Source organism: Sphingobacterium sp. HSC-15S19 (assembly GCF_050433745.1).
Taxonomy (GTDB): Bacteria; Bacteroidota; Bacteroidia; order Sphingobacteriales; family Sphingobacteriaceae; genus Sphingobacterium; species Sphingobacterium siyangense.
Genome location: NZ_JBNPWQ010000018.1, coordinates 45,817 through 68,744, shown reverse-complemented (window position 1 = coordinate 68,744; position 22,928 = coordinate 45,817). Strand labels below are relative to the sequence as shown.

Sequence of the window (22,928 nt, the reverse complement as noted above, 5' to 3'; positions counted from 1 at the left end):
AACAAAAAGAAAATGATGAATAATTCAATTATCCCATCCATTTGGTTCGATCAAAACGCGCAGGAAGCTTTTGATCTTTACTGTCGCATCTTCCCCGAAAGCCATATTAGTAATAGCTCTCCCATCGTTATTGAAGCTGTCCTAAACGGTGTAAAATTTATTGGAATAAATGGAGGTCCCATATTCAAACCCAACCCCTCCATATCATTTATGGCCATTTGCGAAAGCAAAGAGGAAATTGATCGTATCTGGAATTCACTTTCTGTGGGCGGCAATACCTTAATGCCACTAAACTCCTACCCTTGGAGCCCTTACTACGGCTGGCTGGCCGACAAGTTTGGTGTCAATTGGCAATTATACCTCGGTAAACTAAGCGACACCAACCAACAGGCAATTGTACCAACCTTAATGTATTGCGGAGAGCAACAGGGAAATTGTGAACAGGCTTTAGCATTTTATGCAGAATTATTTCATGATTTTCGAAGCAATGGGATCATGAAATACACAGCAGGTGAATATATCGGATCAATCCAACATACCCAATTTTTAGTCCGGGATTTTACGCTCATGGCAATGGATAGCGGAGTTCCTCAAACTTTCACGTTTAACGAAGGTATTTCACTCACCATCCTCTGTAAAGATCAGCAGGAAATTGATTATTTCTGGAATAATATCACGAAAAAAGGTAAAGAGAGCATGTGTGGCTGGTGTAAAGACGAATTCGGCGTAAGCTGGCAGATCGTACCCGAACAAATTGCAACATTACTACAGCGACCGGAGGCGAATGAAGCGCTCATGAAAATGAAAAAAATCATTATCGAGGAGCTCATAGGATAATTTCAAGAGGAACCTCAAGCTGAGGATAAGAGCTATGTAAAATAGTATTAAGAAAAGGGGATAAATAATCCCCTTTTAAGCTTTCACTTGCAAGGCCAATGCGTACAATTTCATCTGTTTAATCATGGATAGCAAGCCATTTGCCCTTGTCGGTGACAAATGTTCTTTTAACCCTATTTTATCTACAAAATATAAATCGGCATCAACGATCTCCTTGGCGCTATGTCCAGATAGCACTTTGACCATTAAGCTCACCAAGCCTTTTGTGATAATCGCATCGCTATCTGCCGTAAAATACACTTTTCCATCTTTTATTTCCGGGAAAAGCCATACTTTGGACTGACATCCTTTGATGATATATTCATCTGTTTTGTATTGTTCATCAATTAGAGGCACTTCTTTTCCCAGCTGGATGATGTACTCATATTTTTCCATCCAATCCGTAAAGAAAGCAAAATCCTCAATTAATTCATCCTGTATTTCATTAATGGTCATACCTATTTTTTATTAAACCAACATATTGACCGCGCGTTGGATACCAGCGACCAAAATATCTATTTCCTCTTTTGTATTATATACGGCTAAAGAAGCACGAATAGTTCCCGGGATGCCAAACCTATCCATGACAGGTTGGGCACAATGGTGGCCTGTACGCACAGCGATTCCTAATTTATCCAAGATCACACCAACGTCATAAGGATGCGTGCCGTCGATTACAAATGAAATAACGGAACATTTCTTCTCGGCCGTTCCAAAAAACCGCATACCTGGAATTTCAGCCAACTTCTCCGTAGCGTACTGCAACAAATCGTGCTCGTAGGCCTCGATATTTTCCAGACCTATTGAATTGATATAATCGATAGCCTCGTTCAGACAGATACCGGCCTCAATATTGGGCGTACCCGCCTCAAATTTAAAGGGCAGTTCGTTATAGGTCGTTTTTTCAAAAGTAACCTCTTTAATCATATCTCCACCACCTTGATAAGGCGGCATCGCGTTCAATAAGTCCTCTTTACCGTATAACACCCCAACTCCAGTAGGGCCGTACATTTTATGCCCGGAGAATACCAGAAAATCTACATCAAGCTTTTGAACATCAATCTGTATATGTTGAACCGCTTGTGCAGCATCAACTAATACAACTGCACCATGTCGGTGAGCAATTGAAATCATCTCGCTCACAGGATTGATTGTCCCGAGGGAGTTTGAAACATAGGTTACAGCAACTAATTTGGTTTTCTCATTAAACAAATTGCTATAGGCATCCATATCGAGCTCACCTTTATCATTCATCGGAATAACCCGAATTTTACAGCCCTTTTCATCACAAAGCATCTGCCAAGGCACAATATTAGAATGGTGTTCCATCGCTGAGATAATAATCTCATCACCTTCGTGGATAAAAGCTCTGCCATAACAAGTTGCAATCAGATTTATTCCATCTGTTGTTCCTTTGGTGATAATGATTTCCTTATCTTCAGCAGCATTGATGAAAGCCTGAACTTTTTTCCGAGTCACCTCAAAAGCGTCCGTCGATATCTGACTAAGATAATGTACGCCCCGATGCACATTACTATTCATATCTGTATAATAATGTACAATCGAATTGATAACAGAACTCGGCTTCTGTGTTGTCGCGCCGTTATCCAAATAAACCAATGGTTTACCATTGACCTCTCTCTTCAGAATCGGAAAATCGGCACGTATTTTATCTATATTAAATTTTTCCAACGTCGTCTAAATAATTTATACAAAGTTAATAGTATTTTATCGAATACAGGCTGACCAATCTGTTTTTTATGTCATTATCAATGTCGGTTTTCCAAGGTATCCTCAGCCAAAAAAGTAATTTTTGGCATTTTAAACAATTATAGTTCGCTTTTATAATTTATTGATGCTATTTAGTTACCTTTGTAATGATATGCAAGAATTACCTCTAAATTTACCAGAAGGCTCACGTAAAGAAGTGATGGCCTATTTGGAACCGTTCATGCTCAATGAGATGAGCGAATACCTGAAGCCTGTTGAAGACATGTGGCAACCTGCCGATTTTCTTCCAGATTCTTCCAGGGACACTTTTTTTGAGGAAGTAAAAGAGTTGCAGGAAAGTGCAAAAGAACTCTCTTATGATTTAGTCGCAGTATTAGTTGGTGACACCATCACCGAAGAGGCCCTTCCAACGTACGAATCATGGTTGACCATGGTAGAAGATGTTGACAAAAACGAACAGGGTGGATGGATGAAATGGGTACGCGCTTGGACAGCTGAAGAAAACCGCCACGGTGACCTGTTGAACAAATACCTTTATTTGTCAGGCAGAATAGACATGCGCCAATTTGAAATGTCTACACAATATCTTATTCAAGACGGTTTTGATATCGGTACTGGTGCAGACCCTTACCGGAATTTTATTTATACTTCATTTCAGGAATTGGCAACCAACGTTTCCCACCGTCGTGTATCTGGGCTTTCTAAAAAAAGCGGAGATAAACTTTTGGCAAAAATGTGTGGTGTCATCGCATCTGATGAAGCACGCCATGCCAAAGCCTATATGTCTTTTATTTCAAAAGCAATCACAGTAGACCCGAGTGAAGTCATGATTGCATTTGAGGATATGATGCGTAAAAAAATCGTTATGCCAGCCCAGTTCTTAAGAGAAGCAGGCGAGCCCCAAGGAGAAGCATTTGCACATTTCTCGGACGCGGCCCAACGATTGGGAGTATATACTGCTTTGGACTACGTGGATATCTTGAAAGAGCTGAATAGTGAGTGGAAAATAGATCAAGTTACTGGCCTGAATGATAAAGGTGAGAAAGCGAGAGATTATCTACTAAAACTACCCGATCGTTTGGCTAGACTGGCTGATCGGATGAAGGTTCCAGAAAAAGATTATAAATTCAAATGGATTTATTGATATAAAAAAAGCTTGATTATTAAATCAAGCTTTTTTTATATTGAAAGAATAACTTTACTGTGTCAAAATTATTACCGCTTATTTCACGTTACCCATCAATTTACGCACAACAGGCGACAAGGCTATAAGCACCACACCAGCAATCAAAGAATATAAGCCTAATTGTTTATAACTCTCTGTATAAGTCACCAGTTTATCCGCCAATGAACTTTCTTCCTTAGCTTCGGCCATACTAGCACCGATCAAACCTGCTACATACTGACCGTAAGCACTCGCCAAGAACCACATTCCCATCATGATACCTTGCAATCTCGCCGGAGACAATTTCGTCATAATGGAAAGACCAATTGGTGATAGACAAAGCTCCCCAACGGTAATAACAAGCAGCGCAAGGGTAAAGACATCCAATGAGGTCATACCATCGTGAGCGAATAAACGCGTAGCAAATAGAACATAATAACCTAATCCCAAGAAAACAAAACCAAGACCAAACTTAATAATGGTATTTGGCTCAAGTTTACGCTTGCCCAGCCAAATCCAAAAAAGGCCAAAAAGAGGTGCTAATGCAATAATAAATAACGCTCCACCTGAATTGTTAACACCATTTGGATCGAGCGTCATAACGCCCAATAAAGAATCATTCAAATGCTTAGCAGCAAAGATGCTTAAGGAACCGCCACTTTGCTCATATATTCCCCAAAAGATAATCGAGAAAAGAATAAACACCAGGGCAGCAATTAATTTCTTCCGCTCTTCAGCAGTCACTTTAGACATTTCATAGAAAAGATACAACAGCGTCAATGGGCCAATTGTGTACATAAAATAGTCTGTATACTGCGTTTTTGACACCATGATCTGAATAATAGGGATAAAAATCAACGTGGCAATATATACAGCATATTCTACCCATTTTGGTAATGCCTTCGTCTTTACTATGGCCTCAGGATCCCCTGGTTGAAGTCCTATTGGTCCTAAATGCCTTTTGGTAAAGTGAAAATTCACTAAACTAACCAACATTCCTACCGCCGCCAAGCCAAAAGCAACATTCCAACGATGTCCCTCAGAAATAATTGACGTCAGCATATATCCTTTACCGATCGCAACACAGATATATCCGCCTAAGAATGCACCTAAATTTATTCCCGCATAAAACAACGAAAAACCACCATCACGACGAACATCACCTTTTTTATACAGCTCGCCTACCATCGTCGATATGTTGGGTTTAAAAAAACCGGTACCTATTATGATAAATGATAAACCAAAAAAGAAATACTTATGCGGATCTGCAGCAAGAAATAAGCTCCCTACGATCATCAATAAGCCACCCCAAAATAAAGATTTTCTAAAACCAAGAATTTTGTCTGCAAACAGCCCACCTATGAATGTAAACGCATAAACAAATGCCTGTGTCGCTCCATATTGTAAATTGGCATCCTTTTCAGCAAAGTTTAATTGTGTGATCATAAAGAACACCAACATACCGCGCATACCATAGAAACAGAATCTTTCCCACATCTCGGAAAAAAACAAACTCCAGATTTGCTTTGGGTACTTTCCGTCAAAATTTTGAATCTCTTCTAGCGATTCCCTTGTACTAACCTCCATACTAATTTATATTAATCAAAAAAGCTTCTTTCGTAAAAGAAGCTTATATATTTGTTATTTAATTCCGTGCATCAATCGTTTAATCAATGGATTAAACAGCATTACTAACAGGCCTGCTAAGGCAGGAATTGCTGTAAATAAGAAGAAGAAGTAACTCAAGGAGTGTTCCTCTTGAATGGTCTCCACTTGTCCCCCCAATACCGCTGCAACCTTCTGTGCAATAGCAATCGCCAAATACCAGATTCCAAACATAAATGCGAGCATGCGAGCCGGCACCAATTTCGATACATAAGAGAGGCCTACAGGTGAAATAAATAATTCACCCAATGTATGGAACAAATAGGTCAGCACCAAAAATACCATCGAGATTTTAGCACCCTGGCTTATTCCTATTGATCCTAATCCAATAATGAAAAATCCTATCGCAACCAAAATCAGACCAAAGCCATATTTAAAGGCTGCTGATGGATTATACTTCGACTCCCAAATTTTGGATACCGAAGAGGCAAGTGCAATAATAAAAAATGAGTTTAAGATAGAGAACCAAGAAACTTTGATTTCTGATGCTTCTTTATTGAACTCATTGTACAACATCCAGATTACTGCTCCCCAAATCAACCCAAAACAGATAAATAATACGATATTTGAAATGGCAATTTTGTTCCAGGTTACTTTTGCCAATTTAATCAGAACCCAAGAAATAATCGAAAGCGGTACAATCGTCAATAAACCATTTACCACATTAAAGGTTGTTAATGCAGCACCAGTAAGTGATCTGTCAATATTATCTCTAGCCACAAGAACTAATGAAGTTGCCCCCTGCTCAAAGCTCATAAAAAAGAAGACCAAGAAAAAAGCCAACAGCACAACTGCGAACATCCGATCCCTTACAACCTTATCATAACGCATAATCCGTGTAACAATAAGATATATGAAAAGAATCAACGCCACAATGACCATTATATACTGCCCTCTTAGAAATGGCGTATCCAAACGAGAAAATACATCAACAATACCATTCTTCGATAAAGGGTCATTAAAAGCGTATACAAAACCAATAATAGAAACTATCGCGATCAATACATAATCCCGTATGGTAAATGGATTCCTTGTATCCGTATCCTCAGCGATAACTTTATGCTCCCCAGAGGTGGACTTATTTAAAACACCAAGATTTCCCATGAGTGGTTTTGCAAAAACAAACTGCAGTGTTCCCAAAAGCATAAAGATACCAGCCAAACCGAATCCCCAATGCCAGCCATAAGTTTCGGCAATATATCCACATAGCATCATACCAAAGAAAGCGCCGGCATTGACCCCCATATAAAATATGGTATAAGCGCCGTCCTTTTTTTCTGGCAGATCTTTATACATCTCACCTAAGATAGATGGCATGTTAGGCTTGAAGAAACCCGTTCCGATAACTAGACACACTAAACCAAGGAAAAACATAATCGAAGTATCAAAGGCCATGGCAGCATGGCCAAGCGTCATAATCGCCGAACCGATGATCACAGCTTTACGTGATCCAATATATTTATCCGCTATAATCCCTCCTATAATAGGAGTTAAATAGAGCATCATGGCATAGGTACCATAAAGTGCTCCAGCTTGTTGTGCAGTCCAGGACCATCCCGAGAAAGGACTACCTTGAATAACTGCAGCAGTTAAAAACTGCATTAAGAGTACACGCATCCCGTAGAACGAAAAACGTTCCCACATTTCAGTAAAGAAAAGGACAAAGAGCCCTGAACGCTGTCCCAATACATTTGACTTAAAAAAATCAGTCGACGGGCTAGTCGTAATATCCCCGTTTAATCTCCCCATAAATAATCAACCTTTATTTTTTTGATAAAATACTTACAAAGAAACAAAAACAAAATCACTTTTGACCAAAATAAAGTTGCATAAACAAAAAAAGGCAACCCTTTGGATTGCCTTTTCGGTAACAATTTTAATATGCCTTATCTTTTGTGCAATTGCTCATAAAGATCAATAACCTTTTTCTGCAATTCAATTACTTCGCTATCGCGTTGTTGTAATTTTTGCGTCAAAGCATTCACCTCATTTACATACTCTTTGTCTTCTTCAGAATCAGAAGTAGATAAAAGTTGAACAACTGTCAAATTGAATAATTTTGAGATTTGATTCAGGCGAGACAAATTCACATCTGTAATCCCTGTTTCAATTTTAGAAAATGCTGGGATTGAGATATCCAATCGTTTTGCAACATCCTCTTGACTCCACCCCTTTTGGTGTCTAAGTAATCTGATTTTTTTTCCTAATGCATTCATCTGGTAGATATTTTAAACAAAAATAATAAATTACAATTTAATTTACATTAAATTATAATTTTTTCTCTAAAAATCTCTAAAAAACCGATCAGCCAGCACGGACAAATTAACCCCATTATAATTATTTAAACTCATAAGAAGTAAATTGTAGCCCTTTGATTTGACACCATCTAAAAATGAATAGAGTCCGTCTAAACTTACAACAACCTCTAAATCAGGATTATTAAAATTATCCTTAATATTATTTGGGACACTTTCGATATCTTTATTAAGTTCTTTACAAGAATTTATATTCACGTAGACCACAGATACATCCGACTCTTTCATCGAGTTTGCATATTGTAACAAAAAGGAAGAATCTAAACTATCATACGAGTTTAATTCGATAATTGTGACCAATTTCTGATTAGGAAATTGCTCTTTCACGGCGTGAATACTTGACTTCACTTTATCCGCATTACAAGCATAATCCTGATAAACTACCGATCCTTCCGAGCTTGCAACAAACTCCAAATAACGAATCGAAGTATTAAAACTTTTTATAGCCTCAAAGAACTCTTTCTTTTTGATCCCCAACCATTCGCAGATCGTATAGGCTCCAGCAATATTAGATAGGTTGTGCTTACCAAACACTTGCAAAGGAACATCTCCATCCGGTGTATTGATATAGGTTACCCCCTTATTAATTGTATAATCAGGAATCTTATAGCCATGTCTATTGATCTTACAATCTTTCGTATCTTGGAGAACCTTCTGTAACACAACATCTTCCTTATTATAAATTAAGGTACCTTTTGGCGGAATTGAGTCAATAAAATCTTCAAATTGTTTAATATATTCCTCTTGTGATATTTTCGAGTTAAACTCATTCCATACAATACCCGAAATTAAGGCTATATTCGGTTTATAATACAAAAACTTAGACTTCGGATCAATCTTGGATGAAACATATTCATCTCCTTCGATAATAATAATCTTATTATGCTTAGTAATATCGACCAACTTATCAAAGCCTCTTAATTGAGCCCCTACCAAATAGTCAAATTCTTTTCCTAGAAATCGCATAACATGCATCACCATGCTCGTTATGGTCGTCTTACCGTAACTTCCAGCAATAACCACCCGGATTTTATCCTGCGAAAGCTCTTGTATAAATTCTGGAAAAGAATAAATTTTAAGACCTAATTCCTGCGCCCGCCTTAATTCAGGATTATCTACCTGGGCATGAGCACCCAAGATCACAGCATCAATATCCTCCGTAACTTTTTCCTCAAACCAGCCCAATTGATTAGGAAGCAAGCCTGCTTCAATCAAATGAGAACGGGAAGGTTCTACGATCTGATCGTCAGAACCTGTCACTTGATGCCCTTGTTTTGCCAATGAAATAGCAAGGTTATGCATCACACTACCACCTATTGCTATAAAATGAATCCGCATAGCTAAATTATCGCTTCACAAACTTGGCTGCACACCAATTATTTAAAACTTTATTGGAGATAAACTCAAAACCTAATGACGTCGCCGCATCGCTTAAGATTGCTAAATCTTCCTGCTCATAGAAACCACTTAGGTACAGCTCACCCCCTGTACGAATGCTCGATGCATACTGAGGTAATTGTTCTAAAAGAATGTTACGATTAATATTTGCCAAAATCACATCAAAGCCCCGACCTGTTAACACTTCATAAGATCCACAGAGCGTCTCAATATGCTCAACATGATTGAGCACTCTATTTTCGATCACACTTTCGACACATATTTCATCATAATCCACAGCCAACACAGTATTCGCACGTTTTTTTGATGCCAAAATGGCTAGAATCCCTGTACCGCAGCCCATGTCTAAAACCTGCTTGCCATTAAAATCATTCTCCAAGATATACTGAAGCATCATCGAAGTTGTTTGATGATGGCCAGTGCCAAAAGACATCTTCGGATCTATAATGATTTCATAGGGAAACTCAGGTTTTGCCTCATGAAAAGTTGCACGCACATAGCATTGCCCCCCCACCTCAATTGGGTTGAAATTACTTTCCCACAATTTATTCCAATTCTGGTTTTCTATTTCCTGTATCTTATAATCGACCTCTAGGCCTTCATAAGGTTGAAGCATCAAAGTTTCTAATGCTTGCAAGTCAAGATTTGCAGCTGAAATATAAGCTGCAAATCCAGATTCGGTATCCTCAAAAGTATCAAAGCCAATATCAGCCAAATCAGATATCAACAAATCCTTCTGCCATTCTTCACCTGATCGCATTTGAAAGATAACCTCTACGTATTTCATTTCTAAAAATTAGCCGTTAAATACTTTAGCGATATCAATAAAATCTCTCGATTTTAAAGAAGCCCCTCCTATCAAACCACCATCAATGTCGGCTTGAGCAAACAAATCTTTTGCATTACCTGGATTACAAGACCCTCCATATAGAATACTTGTATTATCAGCAATCTCGTGACCATATTGATCAGCTAGCACCTCGCGGATAAATTTATGAACCTCCTGTGCTTGCTCTGGGCTAGCTGTCAAGCCAGTACCAATTGCCCAAACTGGTTCATATGCCAATACTACAGATGCAAAAGCTTCTTTAGACAAGTGGAACAATCCATCTGTCAATTGTGTTTTGATCACATCAAAGAAAGCCCCAGATTCGCGTTCTTCTCTTGTTTCTCCAATACAGAATATTGGTGTTAAATCATGTTTTAATGCAATATCCACTTTAGATGCCAACAATGCATCAGTCTCACCAAAATAAGCACGTCTTTCAGAGTGCCCCAAAATAACATGTGAAGCACCTACTGATTTCACTTGTGAAGCCGAAATCTCACCTGTATAGGCTCCGGACTCAGCTTGGTGAATATTCTGTGCACCGATATTTACATTTGCAACATTTTTCGACAATTGCCCAAGGCTTGACAAATGAATAAATGGGCTACAAACAACCAATTCTTGGTTTCCAATCACTTCATCTTTGGCCATATTGATAATTTCAGAAAACAAGCTCAATCCTGATTGATAGTCTAAATTCATTTTCCAATTACCAGCTACGATTTTTTTACGCATGATTTTACGATTTAATTATATTTTTTGTTAAGTTGATTCAATTTATCTTTAATCTGCTCCGTGAGCTCTTCCCCTTTTGACGCATACAGCGTCTCCAAATATGCCATAAACTTATCAAATTCATAAGTTTGCACACCTCCGTCGAACACCCAAGCAAATGACGGTACAAATTTAGCATAAAAACTTGTATCTGCTAGCATGCTTGCAATTCCAATTACCGTCCCTGTATTTAAAGCCGAATTGATACCAAGGCGTGTATAGTCTCCAATAAAGGCCCCGCATTTTAACAGACCTGTATCCCGAACACCATCCAATGCATAATCGTAAATTGAAACGGTCTTTAAGTTATTCTTCAAATTGGAGTTAGAGGTACCAGCCCCTAAGTTACACCAATCCCCTATCACTGAACACCCTAGATAACCATGATGCCCCTTGGCCGAAAAATCACCAATGACCGAATTTCCGATCTCTCCCCCAATGACACTCTGCTTGCCTATCGAAACATTGCCATAAATCGTGGCGCCCATTTTCACAACGGCACCCTTACCAAGGTATAATGGACCACGCAAATGCGCTCCCTCCATAATTGTAACATCTTCATCGATATATATGGGGCCTTGTAGAGTATTGATCGTAGCACATTCCACGCTAACACGAGCGCCTACATAAAGGTCATTTCCTAACAATTGATTCGTCACAGATATACTGGACGACTGAACATCTTGTACCAGAAGATTGAAATCACGTGTTATTTCAGCTCCTGTAAGCAAAAACAGATCTTCTACCCCCTTTAGTAGATCCACTGACGTATCAATCTCTTGTACACGATAAGAGCCCATACGCGCATAACAACAAGCGATAACGTATCCGCGCTGTACAAGAACCTCTCCTACACCCAAGCGCTGTATAGCCTGCAATAATACTACTGACGGGATAACGTTCTCAGACAACCAAATAATCCCCTCCTCGTTCGAATGAGCGGCAATATAGTGTACATCAAATGCTAAAGCTAATTTTAGCCATTTCTCCCGTAAAGTCAGTATACCAACCCGAAGGTCCAAGCAAGATTTCACGAAAGTAAATGGATAAAGACTCTTTCTATCAAAAGTAGTTAATGGGGAGCTAAGCTTATCCAACAATTGGATCGAATCAAAGCAATCTGTAAAGAAGATTTTCACAAATTAAAAATAACAAAAAAAACTCGACAAATTATATTTATCGAGTTCTTAATATTGTAATATACAGATCTGCTACAATTATTTTTTGTTGTAACGGTTACGGAATTTGTCGATACGACCAGCAGTATCAACCAATTTCATTTTACCTGTATAGAAAGGGTGTGATGTATGAGAGATCTCTAGTTTTACAACTGGATACTCATTACCATCTTCCCATGTGATAGTTTCTTTAGTATCAACACAAGATTTTGTAATAAAAGCATAGTCATTTGACATATCTTTAAATACAACTAATCTGTAATTTGAAGGATGCAAATCTTTTTTCATTATTATTATGATTACGTATATTCAATTATTGAGGTGCAAAGATAACTTATAAAAATGTAACTTACAACAATTACGAAGAATAATTAGTTGAAATTTTCCACATTTTAGTTAACAGCACTTATCAAGGGTACAAATGTAACAATCTTTATCCTAACCCAAAGAATAATTTTGTTTATCGACTTTTTTACCTAACTTAACTAACTACAATTAAATCACTTACATAATTATGAGCAAATTAGATGAAAAAATTGCTGCATATGTTGCAGAATCAAAAAAGCTAGGCTTATCATTAGATGAAGCATTTATTGCAAAAGTAACAAAAGGAATAGGACCTTCCATTTACAATGCAGACTCCGAAACCGTCGCTGCATCAGATCCCGAAGAACTGAACCGTGTCAAACAAAATTTTTTGATCAAAAAATTAGGCCTAAAAGATGGGCCCGATTTAGACAAGGCACTAGAGGAAGTGATTACCGCTATTGGCAAATCCAATAAAAATAAATACCGTGTATTAGTATATGCTTTATTGGCAAAGAAATTCAAAAAAGAATCTGTTTACCAATAAGCATCAACTTTTTTACTCAACTCCTAACCAAAGACCATTTCTCCAAAAAACTCGGGGAGATGGAAGTTAGGAGTTGGGTTTTCTATTTTATTCCAAGATATAAAATGTGGTTGTTTGAGATGATCACCACATTTATAAAAATTCCCATGTATCAGTTTACCCTTCAGCTCTACAAGATCGTCAAACTGAAATACAGCAAATGGAATTACCTCAATCATACTCCATCTCTTATCTGAACCATTACGCTCAATTAAAGAGTAAGTACGCACCTGTTCTATCGTTGTACTATCCAACCGATTTCGACTCGCCTTTTCGGCAGGGCCATAACCGATCAAGCCCGTTCCAATTAGATTAAATTCAAGGTTATAATAATGTTTGCGTCCATCAAATGAAATAAAGAACTCCACACAACTATCTTCCCATACATTTTGATTTGTATCGGAATAATTACCCCGAAGTTGTTCTTCGACGACATCGTACTGCAACACTAGATACTCCCGGGTGTAGCCAATCTTAAATTGTACCTCAGGTTTATACGGGAAAGATTCGCTCCAATTATTAAACTCCAAAGAATGCGATTCAAGATTGCTCAAGAGCTTCGACAAAGTATGATAATCTAGTGTATTGGCCAGCTCCGCTGCGATAGGCAAAATGGTTAGTTTTTTCATTCGAATATTTTTTTTTACAGAAAAAAGAAGCTTCATCTACGCGATGGAAGCTTCTCAATATGATTAAAGGTATAAAATTGTTAAATGCAATCAAAAACTACCTTCCGCATAAATGCTTCATTCTTTTCCATCTCTTCAACCAATTTCAGTTGCGTATTTGTACGCACCAGATTATGGTCCTCATATTTAGTCTTGTAGTAATGATCTCCTTCCAAATAGTCCGTTAAGAAACGTACTCCTTGCATATATGGCAATAAGAAGGCTCCATCTACTAATGTTTCTTTCTCCAAAGTTGTCAAGAAGTCATTAGCTTCCTCCAAATAACCTTCGGCATATGCCTTATATAAAGCAAGATTTAGCAGAATTTTCGAAACATCCTTCTCATCCTCGGCAACGGGGTTAATAATCGTCCGAATAGCATCCCCAAAATCATATGCCACATAACCCGGCATGACAGTATCTAAATCGATGACACATTGCATCTTATCGTGGCGATCTAAGAGCACATTATTAAACTTTGTATCATTATGTGTAATACGCAGCGGAAGCTCACCCTTACTACCAAGTTCAAGAATGGTTTTCATTCGATCTTCACGACTAAAGATAAAATCCAATTTGTCTTTCACCGACGCTACGCGTTGACAGACATCTTTAGCGATTGCTTTTCGAAGATTTTCGAGTCTAAACTCTATATTATGAAAGTTAGGAAGTACCTCAACGATCGATGAAGCATCTAAATCCGAGAGCTGCTTTTGAAACAAACCAAAAGCGCGACCACCCTCAGCTGCCTGTACCTCAGTCTCTACAATATCATAGCTTTTAGTATCCTCTATGAGGATAAACATGCGCCAATAATTATCCTGACTATCTTTTATATATAATTTCCCATCTTTTGTAGGAACAATTGTCAATACATGATCGCTGATTCTTTTTCCTTCAGCGACTTTAACTTTCTTACTAAGATGCTTGGTGACAATCTCAATATTATGCATTAATCCATCCACGTTCGGAAAAACATGGTGGTTAATACGTTGTAATAAATGCGATATACCGCTATCTACAGTAGTAACTACACGATAAGTATCATTGATATGACCAGAACCAAACGGTTGCACTGAAATGATATCTCCTTCTAATGTGAATTGTTTTGCTGCGCTCTCTACTACTAATTGGTTAAAATCAGACATTAAACTATGTTTTTTAAATCATCAATGTGCTTGCAATATCACAAATTGAATTAATAAATGATAATTTTTATTTCAATCAAACGTTTGCATGAAATTTAATAAAATTAAGCAAACGTTTGCACTTTCATTTATCCCAAATGAAATAATATATTTGTTAATAGTAGCCAGTCTTAAGGACTGTTTTCAAACAAGTAAATAACTAATATACAAACTCCTTATATCTCAAAACAATGGATAGAAGAAATTTCATAAAATCGACTGCCATCACTACAGCTGGAATCGGTGTCCTTTCAAGTACAGAATTATTTGCTCAAACAAATGGGAAAATAAAAATCGGTTTTATTGGCGTAGGCCTTAGAGGACGTAATCACGTTCAAATTGCCCTAAACAGAGATGATCTAGAAATTGTGGCTGTCTGTGACACCCAGGAAGAATCTCTAGCACAATGCCGTAAACAATTCAATGCAAAAGGCACCAAACTTCCAAAAGAGTATACTGGTGGAGTTGATGCTTACAAAAAGATGTTAAGCAATGAAAAATTAGATGCTGTCATTATTGCAACGCCTTGGCAATTCCACAAAAACCAAGCTATTGACGCAATGAAAGCTGGTCTATACGTGGGTTGCGAGGTTATTGCAGGTTTAACGCTACAAGATCACTGGGATATTGTGAAAGCATCCGAAGAAACTGGAAAACCTTACATGACCCTAGAAAATGTTGCATTCCGTCGTGATGTACTTGCTGTATTGAATATGCACAGACAAGGACTATTTGGTGAATTGTTGCACCTGGAAGGCGGTTATCAACACGATTTACGCGAGGTATTATTCAATGACGGAAAAGCCTATTATGGCCATGGCGTTGAATATGGTCCGAAAGCAATTTCTGAGGCACAATGGCGTACACAGTTCAATATCGACCAAGATGGTGATCTATACCCTACACACGGTTTAGGTCCAATTATGCAATTTGCAGATATCAACAAGGGGAACAGATTCACTCATATCACTTCGTACTCAAGTAAAGCCCGTGGATTGGCAGCCTATGTCAATAAAGTTTCCCCGGGACATCCTAACGGTAAGATCAATTACAAAAATGGTGATATCACTCAAACGATGTTACAATGTGCGAATGGAGAAACCATGTTATTAACGCATGATACACACTTACCAAGACCTTACTCTATCGGTTTCCGCGTACAGGGAACAGACGGTATTTGGATGGATGTTGCCAAAGGTATTCACATCGAGGGTAAATCCAAACCACACACTTGGGATTCTGCAGACGAATGGGTAAAGAAATACGATCACCCAATTTGGCAAAAATATGAGGAGGTAGCAAACGGTTCTGGCCATGGTGGCATGGACTGGTTTGTATTCAATGCGTTCATTCAAGCTGTAAAACAAAAAGTACAGACTCCAATTGACGTGTATGATTCAGTAACCATGAGCGCTGTATTCCCATTATCTACCGAGTCTATTGCAAAAGGAAATAAAACGTTGGAATTCCCTGATTTCACAAAAGGAAAATGGAAAACCAAGAAAAATACCTTTATGTTAGATGACAGTGGAATGTAATTGAAAAAACACGCTTATTATCATAAAAGCCGTATTGAAAGATATACGGCTTTTTTTATGAATGCCTGACATAATCATAATAATCCTACTATTTGGCCGGTCTTTTCCGTAAATTAGCCTAGCAAACAACTTTTTCAACTCATTATGCTTACCGAAGCAATTATTATTTTAGTCCTGATTATTCTAAACGGAATACTGTCGGCATCAGAAATATCCATCGTGTCCAGCAGAAAGGCAAGGCTACAGGCTGAAAGCGATAAAAACAATGCCGCTGCAAAAATAGCGCTAAACCTAAAAGAATCGCCCAACAGCTTTCTATCCACTGTACAAATAGGCATTACCCTTATTGGCATCTTAACCGGATTCTTTTCTGGCGGCAGTATTTCATCTTACCTGGTAGAGATCTTTAATAAATCTAGTATCATAGCCCCCTATAGCGAACAGCTCGCCGTCATCATTGTCGTCTTTATCATCACCTACTTTTCGTTGGTGCTTGGTGAACTGGTCCCCAAACGTATCGGTATGGCTATTCCGGAGAAGTACGCCATGCTGATTGCTTACCCGATGAACCTGCTTAGCAAAATCGTTCGGCCATTTGTATGGCTACTCAGTATGTCGACGGAGTTTATTGTCAAAATACTCAATATCAAGAGCAGCGGCAATAGTGTCACAGAAGAAGAAATTAAGGCATTAGTAGACGAAGGTGTTGACAGTGGCGTCATCGAAGGTATTGAGCACGATATCGTCGACCGTTTGTTGAGTTTAGGGGACAAAAAAGCGGTCAACCTAATGACTCACCGCAAAAACATTGTTTTTTTGGATCTGGAAGATTCCTTTGAAGAAAACAGAAAGATCATTTTGGACAACGATCATTCCATCTACCCAGTTTGTGAAGGTGGTCTCGACAATATCAAAGGTGTTGTTCATGTAAAATCATTACTCCGTCAATGCCTCCAGAACGAAGCATTTGATCTCAGAACACTTATGTTACCGATCAAGTTTGTTAACGAATTCAGTTCATCGTATAGCATTATGAATACCTTGCGTACCTCCAGTATCCATCAAGCGGTTGTCATTGATGAGTATGGGTCACCACAGGGAATTATTACCTTACGGGATATCGTTGGCGATTTGGTTGGCAACATCACAGAAAGCGACCTAAGTGCCCGTCCGACAATACGTCAATTGGAAAACGGCGATTATGTTGTCGACGGACAATATCAGATTGAGGATCTTTTGGATGAATTTGAAATCGGTCTTTCCGAAGAAGACGAAGATGAGATTAGTAACGTAACCACTGTAGGAGGCCTCGTGTTTCTAAGATTAGATCACGTACCCGAAGAAGGCGAACGTGTCCGATTTAAAAATCTAATTTTCGAAGTGCTTGATATGGATGGACACCGCATCGATAAACTGCTTTTAAAAGTGGAAGAATAAACATAAATAAGCATCAACAGAAAAGTAAAAAGAGATAAAAAAGGGCCAATCAGTGTATTGATTAGCCCTTTTTTTATGATGCTATCGATCCTGATTAGTTGATCCCATGCATCATTTTTTTCAATATTGGATTGAAGACAATTAATAGCAATGCCGTAACCCCAGGAACTATTGCAAATATCATAAAGAAATAGGACATCGAATGTTCTTCTGTAATGCGATCAATGTATGAGCCTAAAAATCCACCGATAAAATTGGCAATTGCCGAAGCACAGAACCAGCAACCGAAAAGAAGTCCTAAAAATTTCTTTGGGGAAAGCTTACTAACATAAGACAAGCCAACAGGTGAAAGACAAAGCTCCCCTGCTGAATGAAAGAAATAGGCGATCACCAACCAAATCATACTCACAGACGCTGTCTTTGCTCCTTGAGGAATCTCGCTCGCTCCATAAGCTAATGCTGCAAATCCAATTCCCACCAATATTAAACCTAGCGCAAACTTAACTGGTCCCGAAGGATTCCAGACCTTCTCCCAGAATTTGCTAAATGACGATGCAAGTGAAATAATAAAAAATGCATTCAATATTTGAAACCATGAGGCTCCAACTTCCGATCCGGTTATTCCAATTTCTCGAAATACTTTCCATAAGCCCAAGCACCAAATGATACCAAATGAGACAGCGGTAAATAAAATAGTCAATGGATACTGTTTATATATTTTTCTAGCCAATGCTGTTAAAACGATCGTCACAATAACGATAGGCACAATAGTCAAAATAGTATCAATCCATTTAAATGTCACTGCTGAACTTCCAGACAGGACCCTTTGTGTATAATCCTTTGCAAAGATAGACATGGATCCGCCCGCCTGTTCAAAAGACAGAAAGAAAACCACACTAGCCAACATAAATATGGTGACAACGATTAACCTATCACGGACAACATGTGCAGGAATGACCTCTTCCTTCTCTTCGTGATTTTTGATCTTTTTCTCATGGTAAGCCTGAAGTGCTTTGGGTGAATCTCCGATAATTCCAAATATCTTTTGTCCAAAATAGAATTGCAACATACCAAAGAACATAAATACTCCGGCAAGCCCGAAACCATAATGCCAACCAATTTTTTCGCCGATATACCCACATAGAAGCATTCCCAAAAATGACCCGGCATTGATGCCCATGTAGAATATGGTATACCCTGCATCTTTTTTAGGACTTTGATCCGGATAAAGATTTCCCACCATAGAAGAAATATTAGGCTTAAACATCCCGTTACCCAAAATCATTAACACAAGACCCAGATAAAAGAAATTGGAATTCACGCCCTCAAATGCCATAGACAGGTGCCCCAATGTCATTACCAAAGCGCCTATCAAAATCGCCTTCTTAAAACCGGTTAGCTTATCCGCAATCATTCCACCGATCAATGGTGTTAAATAGACAAAACCAGTATACAAACCGTAAAGTTTCATGGCACGTTCGTTACTCCATTCCCATCCCCCATCAGCAAGGGAACTTATTAAAAATAAGGTCAACAATGCCCGCATACCGTAGTAACTAAACCGCTCCCACATCTCTGTAAAGAATAGCACAAATAATCCGGCAGGATGCCCATTTACCATCTTGTCATCGATCCCCTGCTTAGCAAGATGTGCTACAAGAACTTGATCTTTTTCTTGATTCATATAATTTCAATAATTGTTTTATAACTCAGGTTTTGTTTTTATTTTGATAAAAATCGCTTGAAGATACATTATTTTTCTATGAATTAATCAATTCCATGCATCATCTTTTTTATTTTTTTGTTGCCCAGAATAAGAAATACAGCAGCCACCATAGGAATTACTGTAAATACAGCAAAGAAATATGACATGGAATGAGATTCTGTAATCTTATCAATATATGACCCAATAAAGCCCCCTATAAAATTAGCTATGGCATTGGCACAAAACCAAAAACCAAACAATAAGCCCAGGAATTTTTTGGGCGATAGTTTACTGACATAAGAAAGTCCGACCGGACCAATACATAATTCGCCCACTGTATGAAAAAAGTACGCCAACACCAACCAGATCATACTAACAGAGGCCGTCTTTGCACCGGTAGGAATCTCAGAGCTTCCAATAGATAAAGCTGCAAAACCAACTCCAACTAATGTCAGTCCCATGGCAAACTTAATCGGACCAGAAGGATTCCATACTTTCTCCCATATCTTACTGAATGATGTGGCCAGCGTAATGATAAAGAAAGAATTTAACATCGGAAACCAGGATACAGTTACTTCGGAATTCATACCATAATATTCCCGATAAACTTTCCAAAGACACAAAGACCAAATGATCACAAAAGAAATACTCGAAAAAAGTATGATCATAGGGTATTTACGTATGATTTTCTTCGCTAAAACAAACAGTACTCCGGTAATTACCACAATCGGCAAAACCGTCAATGCAGCATCCAGCCATTTAAATAAAACCGCTACTTCACCACTCAATACCCGTTGTGTATAATTTTTTGCAAAGATCGTCATCGAACCACCTGCTTGCTCAAAAGCTAAATGGAAAACAATACTTGACAACATAAAAATGGCTATTACCAGCAAACGATCACGAACAATATGCTTTGGATTTTCTTCTTGACCGGCCGCAATATCGGTTAACTCGTCTTGTTTCTCGGGTGTATTTCCAATTTTTCCGAAAATGGGTTGTGCAAAATAGAACTGCAACATTCCCAAAAACATAAATACTCCGGCAAGCCCAAAGCCATAATGCCAGCCGATCTTCTCACCAATATAACCGCATAGCATCATTCCTAAAAACGCTCCCCCGTTGATGCCCATATAAAAGATGGTATAACCAGCATCCTTTTTTCCTCCTTTATCCGGATATAATTTCCCTACCATCGAAGAAATATTGGGTTTGAACAATCCATTTCCCAAAACAATCAGCACCAAACCCGCCAAAAAGAAGCTTTTATTAAATCCCTCTAAAGCCATAGCGATATGTCCCAGCGTCATAATTATAGCTCCGACCATAATGGATTTTTTATATCCTGTTAGGCGATCGGCTATAATCCCACCGAACAGTGGCGTTAAAAACACCATCCCGGTGTACAAACCATAAAGCTTCATGGCCTCGGAGTTGGTCCAACCCCATCCTTGTTGGGCAATGGTAGAAACCAAAAAATTGACCAACAGCGCCCGCATACCATAATAGCTAAAACGCTCCCACATCTCTGTGAAGAATAATACAAACAAGCCGGCAGGATGCCCTTGTACCAATACATGTTCAGCCCCTACTTTTTGCAAATGGGTTTCAAGAACAGCATTTTTTTCAAAATTCATGTTTTTTTTTTAGTCGTTATTTTTCAAAATAAGGTAGTGCGATTTCCATTTATAAAATATACCATCGGTAAACGGAAAAATCCGATGATCCTCTACACAAAGAAAGAGGTTGTTCACCCGTCTTCATATACTCAAGCAAGATAGTGAAGATTTTAATAGGTTTCTAACGAATGGACTGCAGTTTTTTTCGTTGTTGCATCCGAGCAATACTTCAATTAAAACCTATTTAACTAGTCGAGTTCCTTCCATTTCCTGAAAAGAACTCGACTAGTTAAATATTAGATCAAAGGGCGCAAACGTTCCAGTAATTTTTTAGTAGCAAAAATACCCTCTTCTTCGCTCAACTTACTTCCCTCATATTCAATCCCCACATAACCTTTGAATTTTGCTTTTTTAACAATCTTCAACATACGCTCATAGTCAATTTGCGTTTCATTTCCATTAGCATCAAAATCATGTGTTTTGGCACTCACACCATGTGCATAAGGCATTAGATCCGTCACACCTTGATAACGATCATACTCATAGAAATTACCAAGATCAGGTAAACTTCCACAATATTTACTACCCACTGCTTTTAATGTATTAGCCAACCAGTCACCATGTGAAGAGATACCACCATGGTTTTCTACAATAATGCTAATCCCCGCTTTTTTACCAATATCAGATAGCGCTGTTAAACTTTCGACAACACGTTTACTAACTTCCTCAGGAGTCCCTTTTCCAGCCGCATTGACACGGATTGCATGACAACCTAAGAAATTAGCTGCAGAAATCCACTTATAATGGTTTTGCACGGCTTGTTTTCTCTTTGTTTCATCTTCATCACCGAGATTTCCCTCACCATCAATCATAATGAGTACATTACGTACACCATTATCTTTTGCACGCATATTTAGCTCAGTAAGGTAGTTATTATCATTAGCCTTATCCTTAAAAAACTGATTCACATATTCCACCCCATAGATACCGTATTTTTTGGCAGCTAATACCGGAAAATCCAAATTGTTCAAATCTCCCTTGAACAAGGATTTATGCAATGACCATTCAGCCAAGGAAATGTCAAACCAATCTTTCTTTGCTGCCGCAAAACTCTCCAAAGAGGGAGCTAATGCTATACCAGCAGACGCTAGTGCAAGGTTTTTAAGAAAATCTCTTCTTGAATTCATGTGTTTAGATTTAATGTGTTATTTAAATATTTCCCCAGCCAGTAGTCAACACATCAACGAGGTGCATCGTCTGAATGGGTAATTTATGTTTATCGATATAAGATTGAAGCTGTAGCAAACAAGATGAATCCGTGGAAATAATATAATCCGCATTCAGATCAAGTGCATTGCGCACTTTTTGCTCAGCCATTGCCGCGGATATTCCTTCGAATTTAACGGCAAAACTACCCCCAAACCCACAACATGTCTCGCTATCTTTCACCTCCACCATCTCCAAACCTAAGACCTTACTCAATAATTTCCGTGGTTCCTCTTTTATCTTGCACTCCCGCAAAGCCGAACAAGAATCGTGGTACACCGCAACACCCTCAAGCTCAGCTCCAAAATACTCTTTTTTTAGCACGTTTACTAAAAAATCAGAGATTTCCATAACCTGTTGCTGTATTTTATGGCATTGATGGGAATCTGCCGAATTTGCGAATAAATCATTATAAGCATGTCGTACCATACCAGTACAAGACGCAGAAGGAGAAATAATCACATGATCTCCCGAGAAATCACCTAAAAACTTCCGTCCGACCTGTTTTGCATCATCCCAAAATCCAGCATTATAGGCAGGCTGGCCACAGCATGTCTGCTCAGGATTATAGACAACCTCGCAGCCGACCTTTTCTAATAAACGAACCGTATTAAAAGCGGTCTCAGGGTAAAGCTGATCTATAAAACAAGGAACAAAAAGTTCTACTTTCATATGCAATTCAATC

Annotated in this window: 21 protein-coding genes; 5 read left to right on the top strand and 16 right to left on the bottom strand. The window is 38.4% G+C overall.

Annotation, left to right across the window (positions count from 1 at the left end; genetic code table 11):
* Window positions 1-12 precede the first annotated feature (12 nt).
* Window positions 13-837, top strand: coding sequence for a VOC family protein (locus tag L1283_RS15845; protein ID WP_115046808.1), 825 nt, complete (start codon window positions 13-15; stop codon window positions 835-837).
* A gap of 75 nt (window positions 838-912) precedes the next feature.
* On the opposite strand, the gene L1283_RS15840 is transcribed toward L1283_RS15845, so the two are convergent.
* The gene (locus L1283_RS15840) at window positions 913-1,332 is read right to left on the bottom strand and encodes a SufE family protein (protein WP_075994020.1); all 420 of its coding nucleotides are present in this window, start codon (window positions 1,330-1,332) and stop codon (window positions 913-915) included.
* Window positions 1,333-1,344: 12 nt separating this feature from the next.
* Window positions 1,345-2,568 carry a cysteine desulfurase gene (locus L1283_RS15835; RefSeq protein ID WP_115046806.1) on the bottom strand — a complete coding sequence of 408 codons (1,224 nt, stop codon included), beginning with the start codon at window positions 2,566-2,568 and terminating at the stop codon, window positions 1,345-1,347.
* A 190-nt stretch (window positions 2,569-2,758) separates the two neighbouring features.
* Between L1283_RS15835 and L1283_RS15830 the strand changes: the two genes are divergently transcribed.
* On the top strand, window positions 2,759-3,751 hold the full coding sequence (locus L1283_RS15830; RefSeq protein ID WP_075994021.1) for an acyl-ACP desaturase: 993 nt from the start codon (window positions 2,759-2,761) through the stop codon (window positions 3,749-3,751).
* 78 nt (window positions 3,752-3,829) lie between these two features.
* On the opposite strand, the gene L1283_RS15825 is transcribed toward L1283_RS15830, so the two are convergent.
* The 8 genes from L1283_RS15825 to L1283_RS15790 form a co-directional block, all read right to left on the bottom strand.
* Complete coding sequence (locus L1283_RS15825; RefSeq protein ID WP_145328722.1) at window positions 3,830-5,359, bottom strand: peptide MFS transporter; 1,530 nt, start codon at window positions 5,357-5,359, stop codon at window positions 3,830-3,832.
* 54 nt (window positions 5,360-5,413) lie between these two features.
* Entirely contained in the window at window positions 5,414-7,186 is a 1,773-nt protein-coding gene (locus tag L1283_RS15820; protein WP_088162803.1) for a peptide MFS transporter, read from the bottom strand.
* Window positions 7,187-7,323: 137 nt separating this feature from the next.
* Window positions 7,324-7,653 carry a helix-turn-helix domain-containing protein gene (locus L1283_RS15815; protein ID WP_046671770.1) on the bottom strand — a complete coding sequence of 110 codons (330 nt, stop codon included), beginning with the start codon at window positions 7,651-7,653 and terminating at the stop codon, window positions 7,324-7,326.
* Window positions 7,654-7,719: 66 nt separating this feature from the next.
* A complete protein-coding gene (locus tag L1283_RS15810) occupies window positions 7,720-9,090 on the bottom strand; it encodes a Mur ligase domain-containing protein (protein WP_088162804.1) in 1,371 nt (456 codons plus the stop codon).
* A gap of 7 nt (window positions 9,091-9,097) precedes the next feature.
* Window positions 9,098-9,937, bottom strand: a complete 840-nt coding sequence (gene prmA / locus L1283_RS15805) for a 50S ribosomal protein L11 methyltransferase (protein ID WP_088162805.1) — start codon at window positions 9,935-9,937, stop codon at window positions 9,098-9,100.
* Between the two features lie 9 nt (window positions 9,938-9,946).
* Entirely contained in the window at window positions 9,947-10,714 is a 768-nt protein-coding gene (gene tpiA / locus L1283_RS15800) for a triose-phosphate isomerase (RefSeq protein ID WP_088162806.1), read from the bottom strand.
* A gap of 11 nt (window positions 10,715-10,725) precedes the next feature.
* Window positions 10,726-11,892: a putative sugar nucleotidyl transferase gene (locus L1283_RS15795; protein WP_286851507.1), complete on the bottom strand. Its 1,167-nt coding sequence runs from the start codon at window positions 11,890-11,892 to the stop codon at window positions 10,726-10,728.
* Between the two features lie 78 nt (window positions 11,893-11,970).
* The gene (locus L1283_RS15790) at window positions 11,971-12,219 is read right to left on the bottom strand and encodes a type B 50S ribosomal protein L31 (protein WP_046671774.1); all 249 of its coding nucleotides are present in this window, start codon (window positions 12,217-12,219) and stop codon (window positions 11,971-11,973) included.
* Between the two features lie 226 nt (window positions 12,220-12,445).
* Here L1283_RS15790 and L1283_RS15785 point away from each other — a divergent pair, with 226 nt between their 5' ends.
* Window positions 12,446-12,784 (top strand): DUF2853 family protein, encoded by a 339-nt coding sequence (locus L1283_RS15785; RefSeq protein ID WP_088162808.1) that lies wholly within the window; start codon window positions 12,446-12,448, stop codon window positions 12,782-12,784.
* A 23-nt stretch (window positions 12,785-12,807) separates the two neighbouring features.
* On the opposite strand, the gene L1283_RS15780 is transcribed toward L1283_RS15785, so the two are convergent.
* Both L1283_RS15780 and L1283_RS15775 read right to left on the bottom strand, forming a co-directional pair.
* Window positions 12,808-13,452: a carbohydrate-binding family 9-like protein gene (locus L1283_RS15780; protein ID WP_145328726.1), complete on the bottom strand. Its 645-nt coding sequence runs from the start codon at window positions 13,450-13,452 to the stop codon at window positions 12,808-12,810.
* 80 nt (window positions 13,453-13,532) lie between these two features.
* Window positions 13,533-14,639, bottom strand: a complete 1,107-nt coding sequence (locus L1283_RS15775; RefSeq protein WP_088162810.1) for a phosphotransferase enzyme family protein — start codon at window positions 14,637-14,639, stop codon at window positions 13,533-13,535.
* 230 nt (window positions 14,640-14,869) lie between these two features.
* Between L1283_RS15775 and L1283_RS15770 the strand changes: the two genes are divergently transcribed.
* Entirely contained in the window at window positions 14,870-16,216 is a 1,347-nt protein-coding gene (locus L1283_RS15770; protein WP_075994028.1) for a Gfo/Idh/MocA family protein, read from the top strand.
* Between the two features lie 144 nt (window positions 16,217-16,360).
* Window positions 16,361-17,653: a hemolysin family protein gene (locus L1283_RS15765; RefSeq protein ID WP_286850113.1), complete on the top strand. Its 1,293-nt coding sequence runs from the start codon at window positions 16,361-16,363 to the stop codon at window positions 17,651-17,653.
* A gap of 94 nt (window positions 17,654-17,747) precedes the next feature.
* On the opposite strand, the gene L1283_RS15760 is transcribed toward L1283_RS15765, so the two are convergent.
* The 4 genes from L1283_RS15760 to L1283_RS15745 form a co-directional block, all read right to left on the bottom strand.
* On the bottom strand, window positions 17,748-19,337 hold the full coding sequence (locus L1283_RS15760; RefSeq protein WP_286850111.1) for a peptide MFS transporter: 1,590 nt from the start codon (window positions 19,335-19,337) through the stop codon (window positions 17,748-17,750).
* An 83-nt stretch (window positions 19,338-19,420) separates the two neighbouring features.
* Window positions 19,421-20,995 (bottom strand): peptide MFS transporter, encoded by a 1,575-nt coding sequence (locus L1283_RS15755; protein ID WP_201667326.1) that lies wholly within the window; start codon window positions 20,993-20,995, stop codon window positions 19,421-19,423.
* Window positions 20,996-21,273: 278 nt separating this feature from the next.
* Complete coding sequence (locus L1283_RS15750; protein ID WP_088162814.1) at window positions 21,274-22,164, bottom strand: TIM barrel protein; 891 nt, start codon at window positions 22,162-22,164, stop codon at window positions 21,274-21,276.
* Window positions 22,165-22,186: 22 nt separating this feature from the next.
* Window positions 22,187-22,915, bottom strand: coding sequence for a (Fe-S)-binding protein (locus L1283_RS15745; RefSeq protein ID WP_070566110.1), 729 nt, complete (start codon window positions 22,913-22,915; stop codon window positions 22,187-22,189).
* Window positions 22,916-22,928 lie beyond the last annotated feature (13 nt).

Coding starts and splice junctions, on each gene's coding strand:
- L1283_RS15845 (WP_115046808.1), top strand. CDS start 13: ATGATGAATAATTCAATTATCCCATCCATTTGGTTCGATCAAAACGCG.
- L1283_RS15840 (WP_075994020.1), bottom strand. CDS start 1,332: ATGACCATTAATGAAATACAGGATGAATTAATTGAGGATTTTGCTTTC.
- L1283_RS15830 (WP_075994021.1), top strand. CDS start 2,759: ATGCAAGAATTACCTCTAAATTTACCAGAAGGCTCACGTAAAGAAGTG.
- L1283_RS15825 (WP_145328722.1), bottom strand. CDS start 5,359: ATGGAGGTTAGTACAAGGGAATCGCTAGAAGAGATTCAAAATTTTGAC.
- L1283_RS15820 (WP_088162803.1), bottom strand. CDS start 7,186: ATGGGGAGATTAAACGGGGATATTACGACTAGCCCGTCGACTGATTTT.
- L1283_RS15815 (WP_046671770.1), bottom strand. CDS start 7,653: ATGAATGCATTAGGAAAAAAAATCAGATTACTTAGACACCAAAAGGGG.
- L1283_RS15810 (WP_088162804.1), bottom strand. CDS start 9,090: ATGCGGATTCATTTTATAGCAATAGGTGGTAGTGTGATGCATAACCTT.
- prmA (WP_088162805.1), bottom strand. CDS start 9,937: ATGAAATACGTAGAGGTTATCTTTCAAATGCGATCAGGTGAAGAATGG.
- tpiA (WP_088162806.1), bottom strand. CDS start 10,714: ATGCGTAAAAAAATCGTAGCTGGTAATTGGAAAATGAATTTAGACTAT.
- L1283_RS15790 (WP_046671774.1), bottom strand. CDS start 12,219: ATGAAAAAAGATTTGCATCCTTCAAATTACAGATTAGTTGTATTTAAA.
- L1283_RS15785 (WP_088162808.1), top strand. CDS start 12,446: ATGAGCAAATTAGATGAAAAAATTGCTGCATATGTTGCAGAATCAAAA.
- L1283_RS15780 (WP_145328726.1), bottom strand. CDS start 13,452: ATGAAAAAACTAACCATTTTGCCTATCGCAGCGGAGCTGGCCAATACA.
- L1283_RS15775 (WP_088162810.1), bottom strand. CDS start 14,639: ATGTCTGATTTTAACCAATTAGTAGTAGAGAGCGCAGCAAAACAATTC.
- L1283_RS15770 (WP_075994028.1), top strand. CDS start 14,870: ATGGATAGAAGAAATTTCATAAAATCGACTGCCATCACTACAGCTGGA.
- L1283_RS15765 (WP_286850113.1), top strand. CDS start 16,361: ATGCTTACCGAAGCAATTATTATTTTAGTCCTGATTATTCTAAACGGA.
- L1283_RS15760 (WP_286850111.1), bottom strand. CDS start 19,337: ATGAATCAAGAAAAAGATCAAGTTCTTGTAGCACATCTTGCTAAGCAG.
- L1283_RS15755 (WP_201667326.1), bottom strand. CDS start 20,995: ATGAATTTTGAAAAAAATGCTGTTCTTGAAACCCATTTGCAAAAAGTA.
- L1283_RS15750 (WP_088162814.1), bottom strand. CDS start 22,164: ATGAATTCAAGAAGAGATTTTCTTAAAAACCTTGCACTAGCGTCTGCT.
- L1283_RS15745 (WP_070566110.1), bottom strand. CDS start 22,915: ATGAAAGTAGAACTTTTTGTTCCTTGTTTTATAGATCAGCTTTACCCT.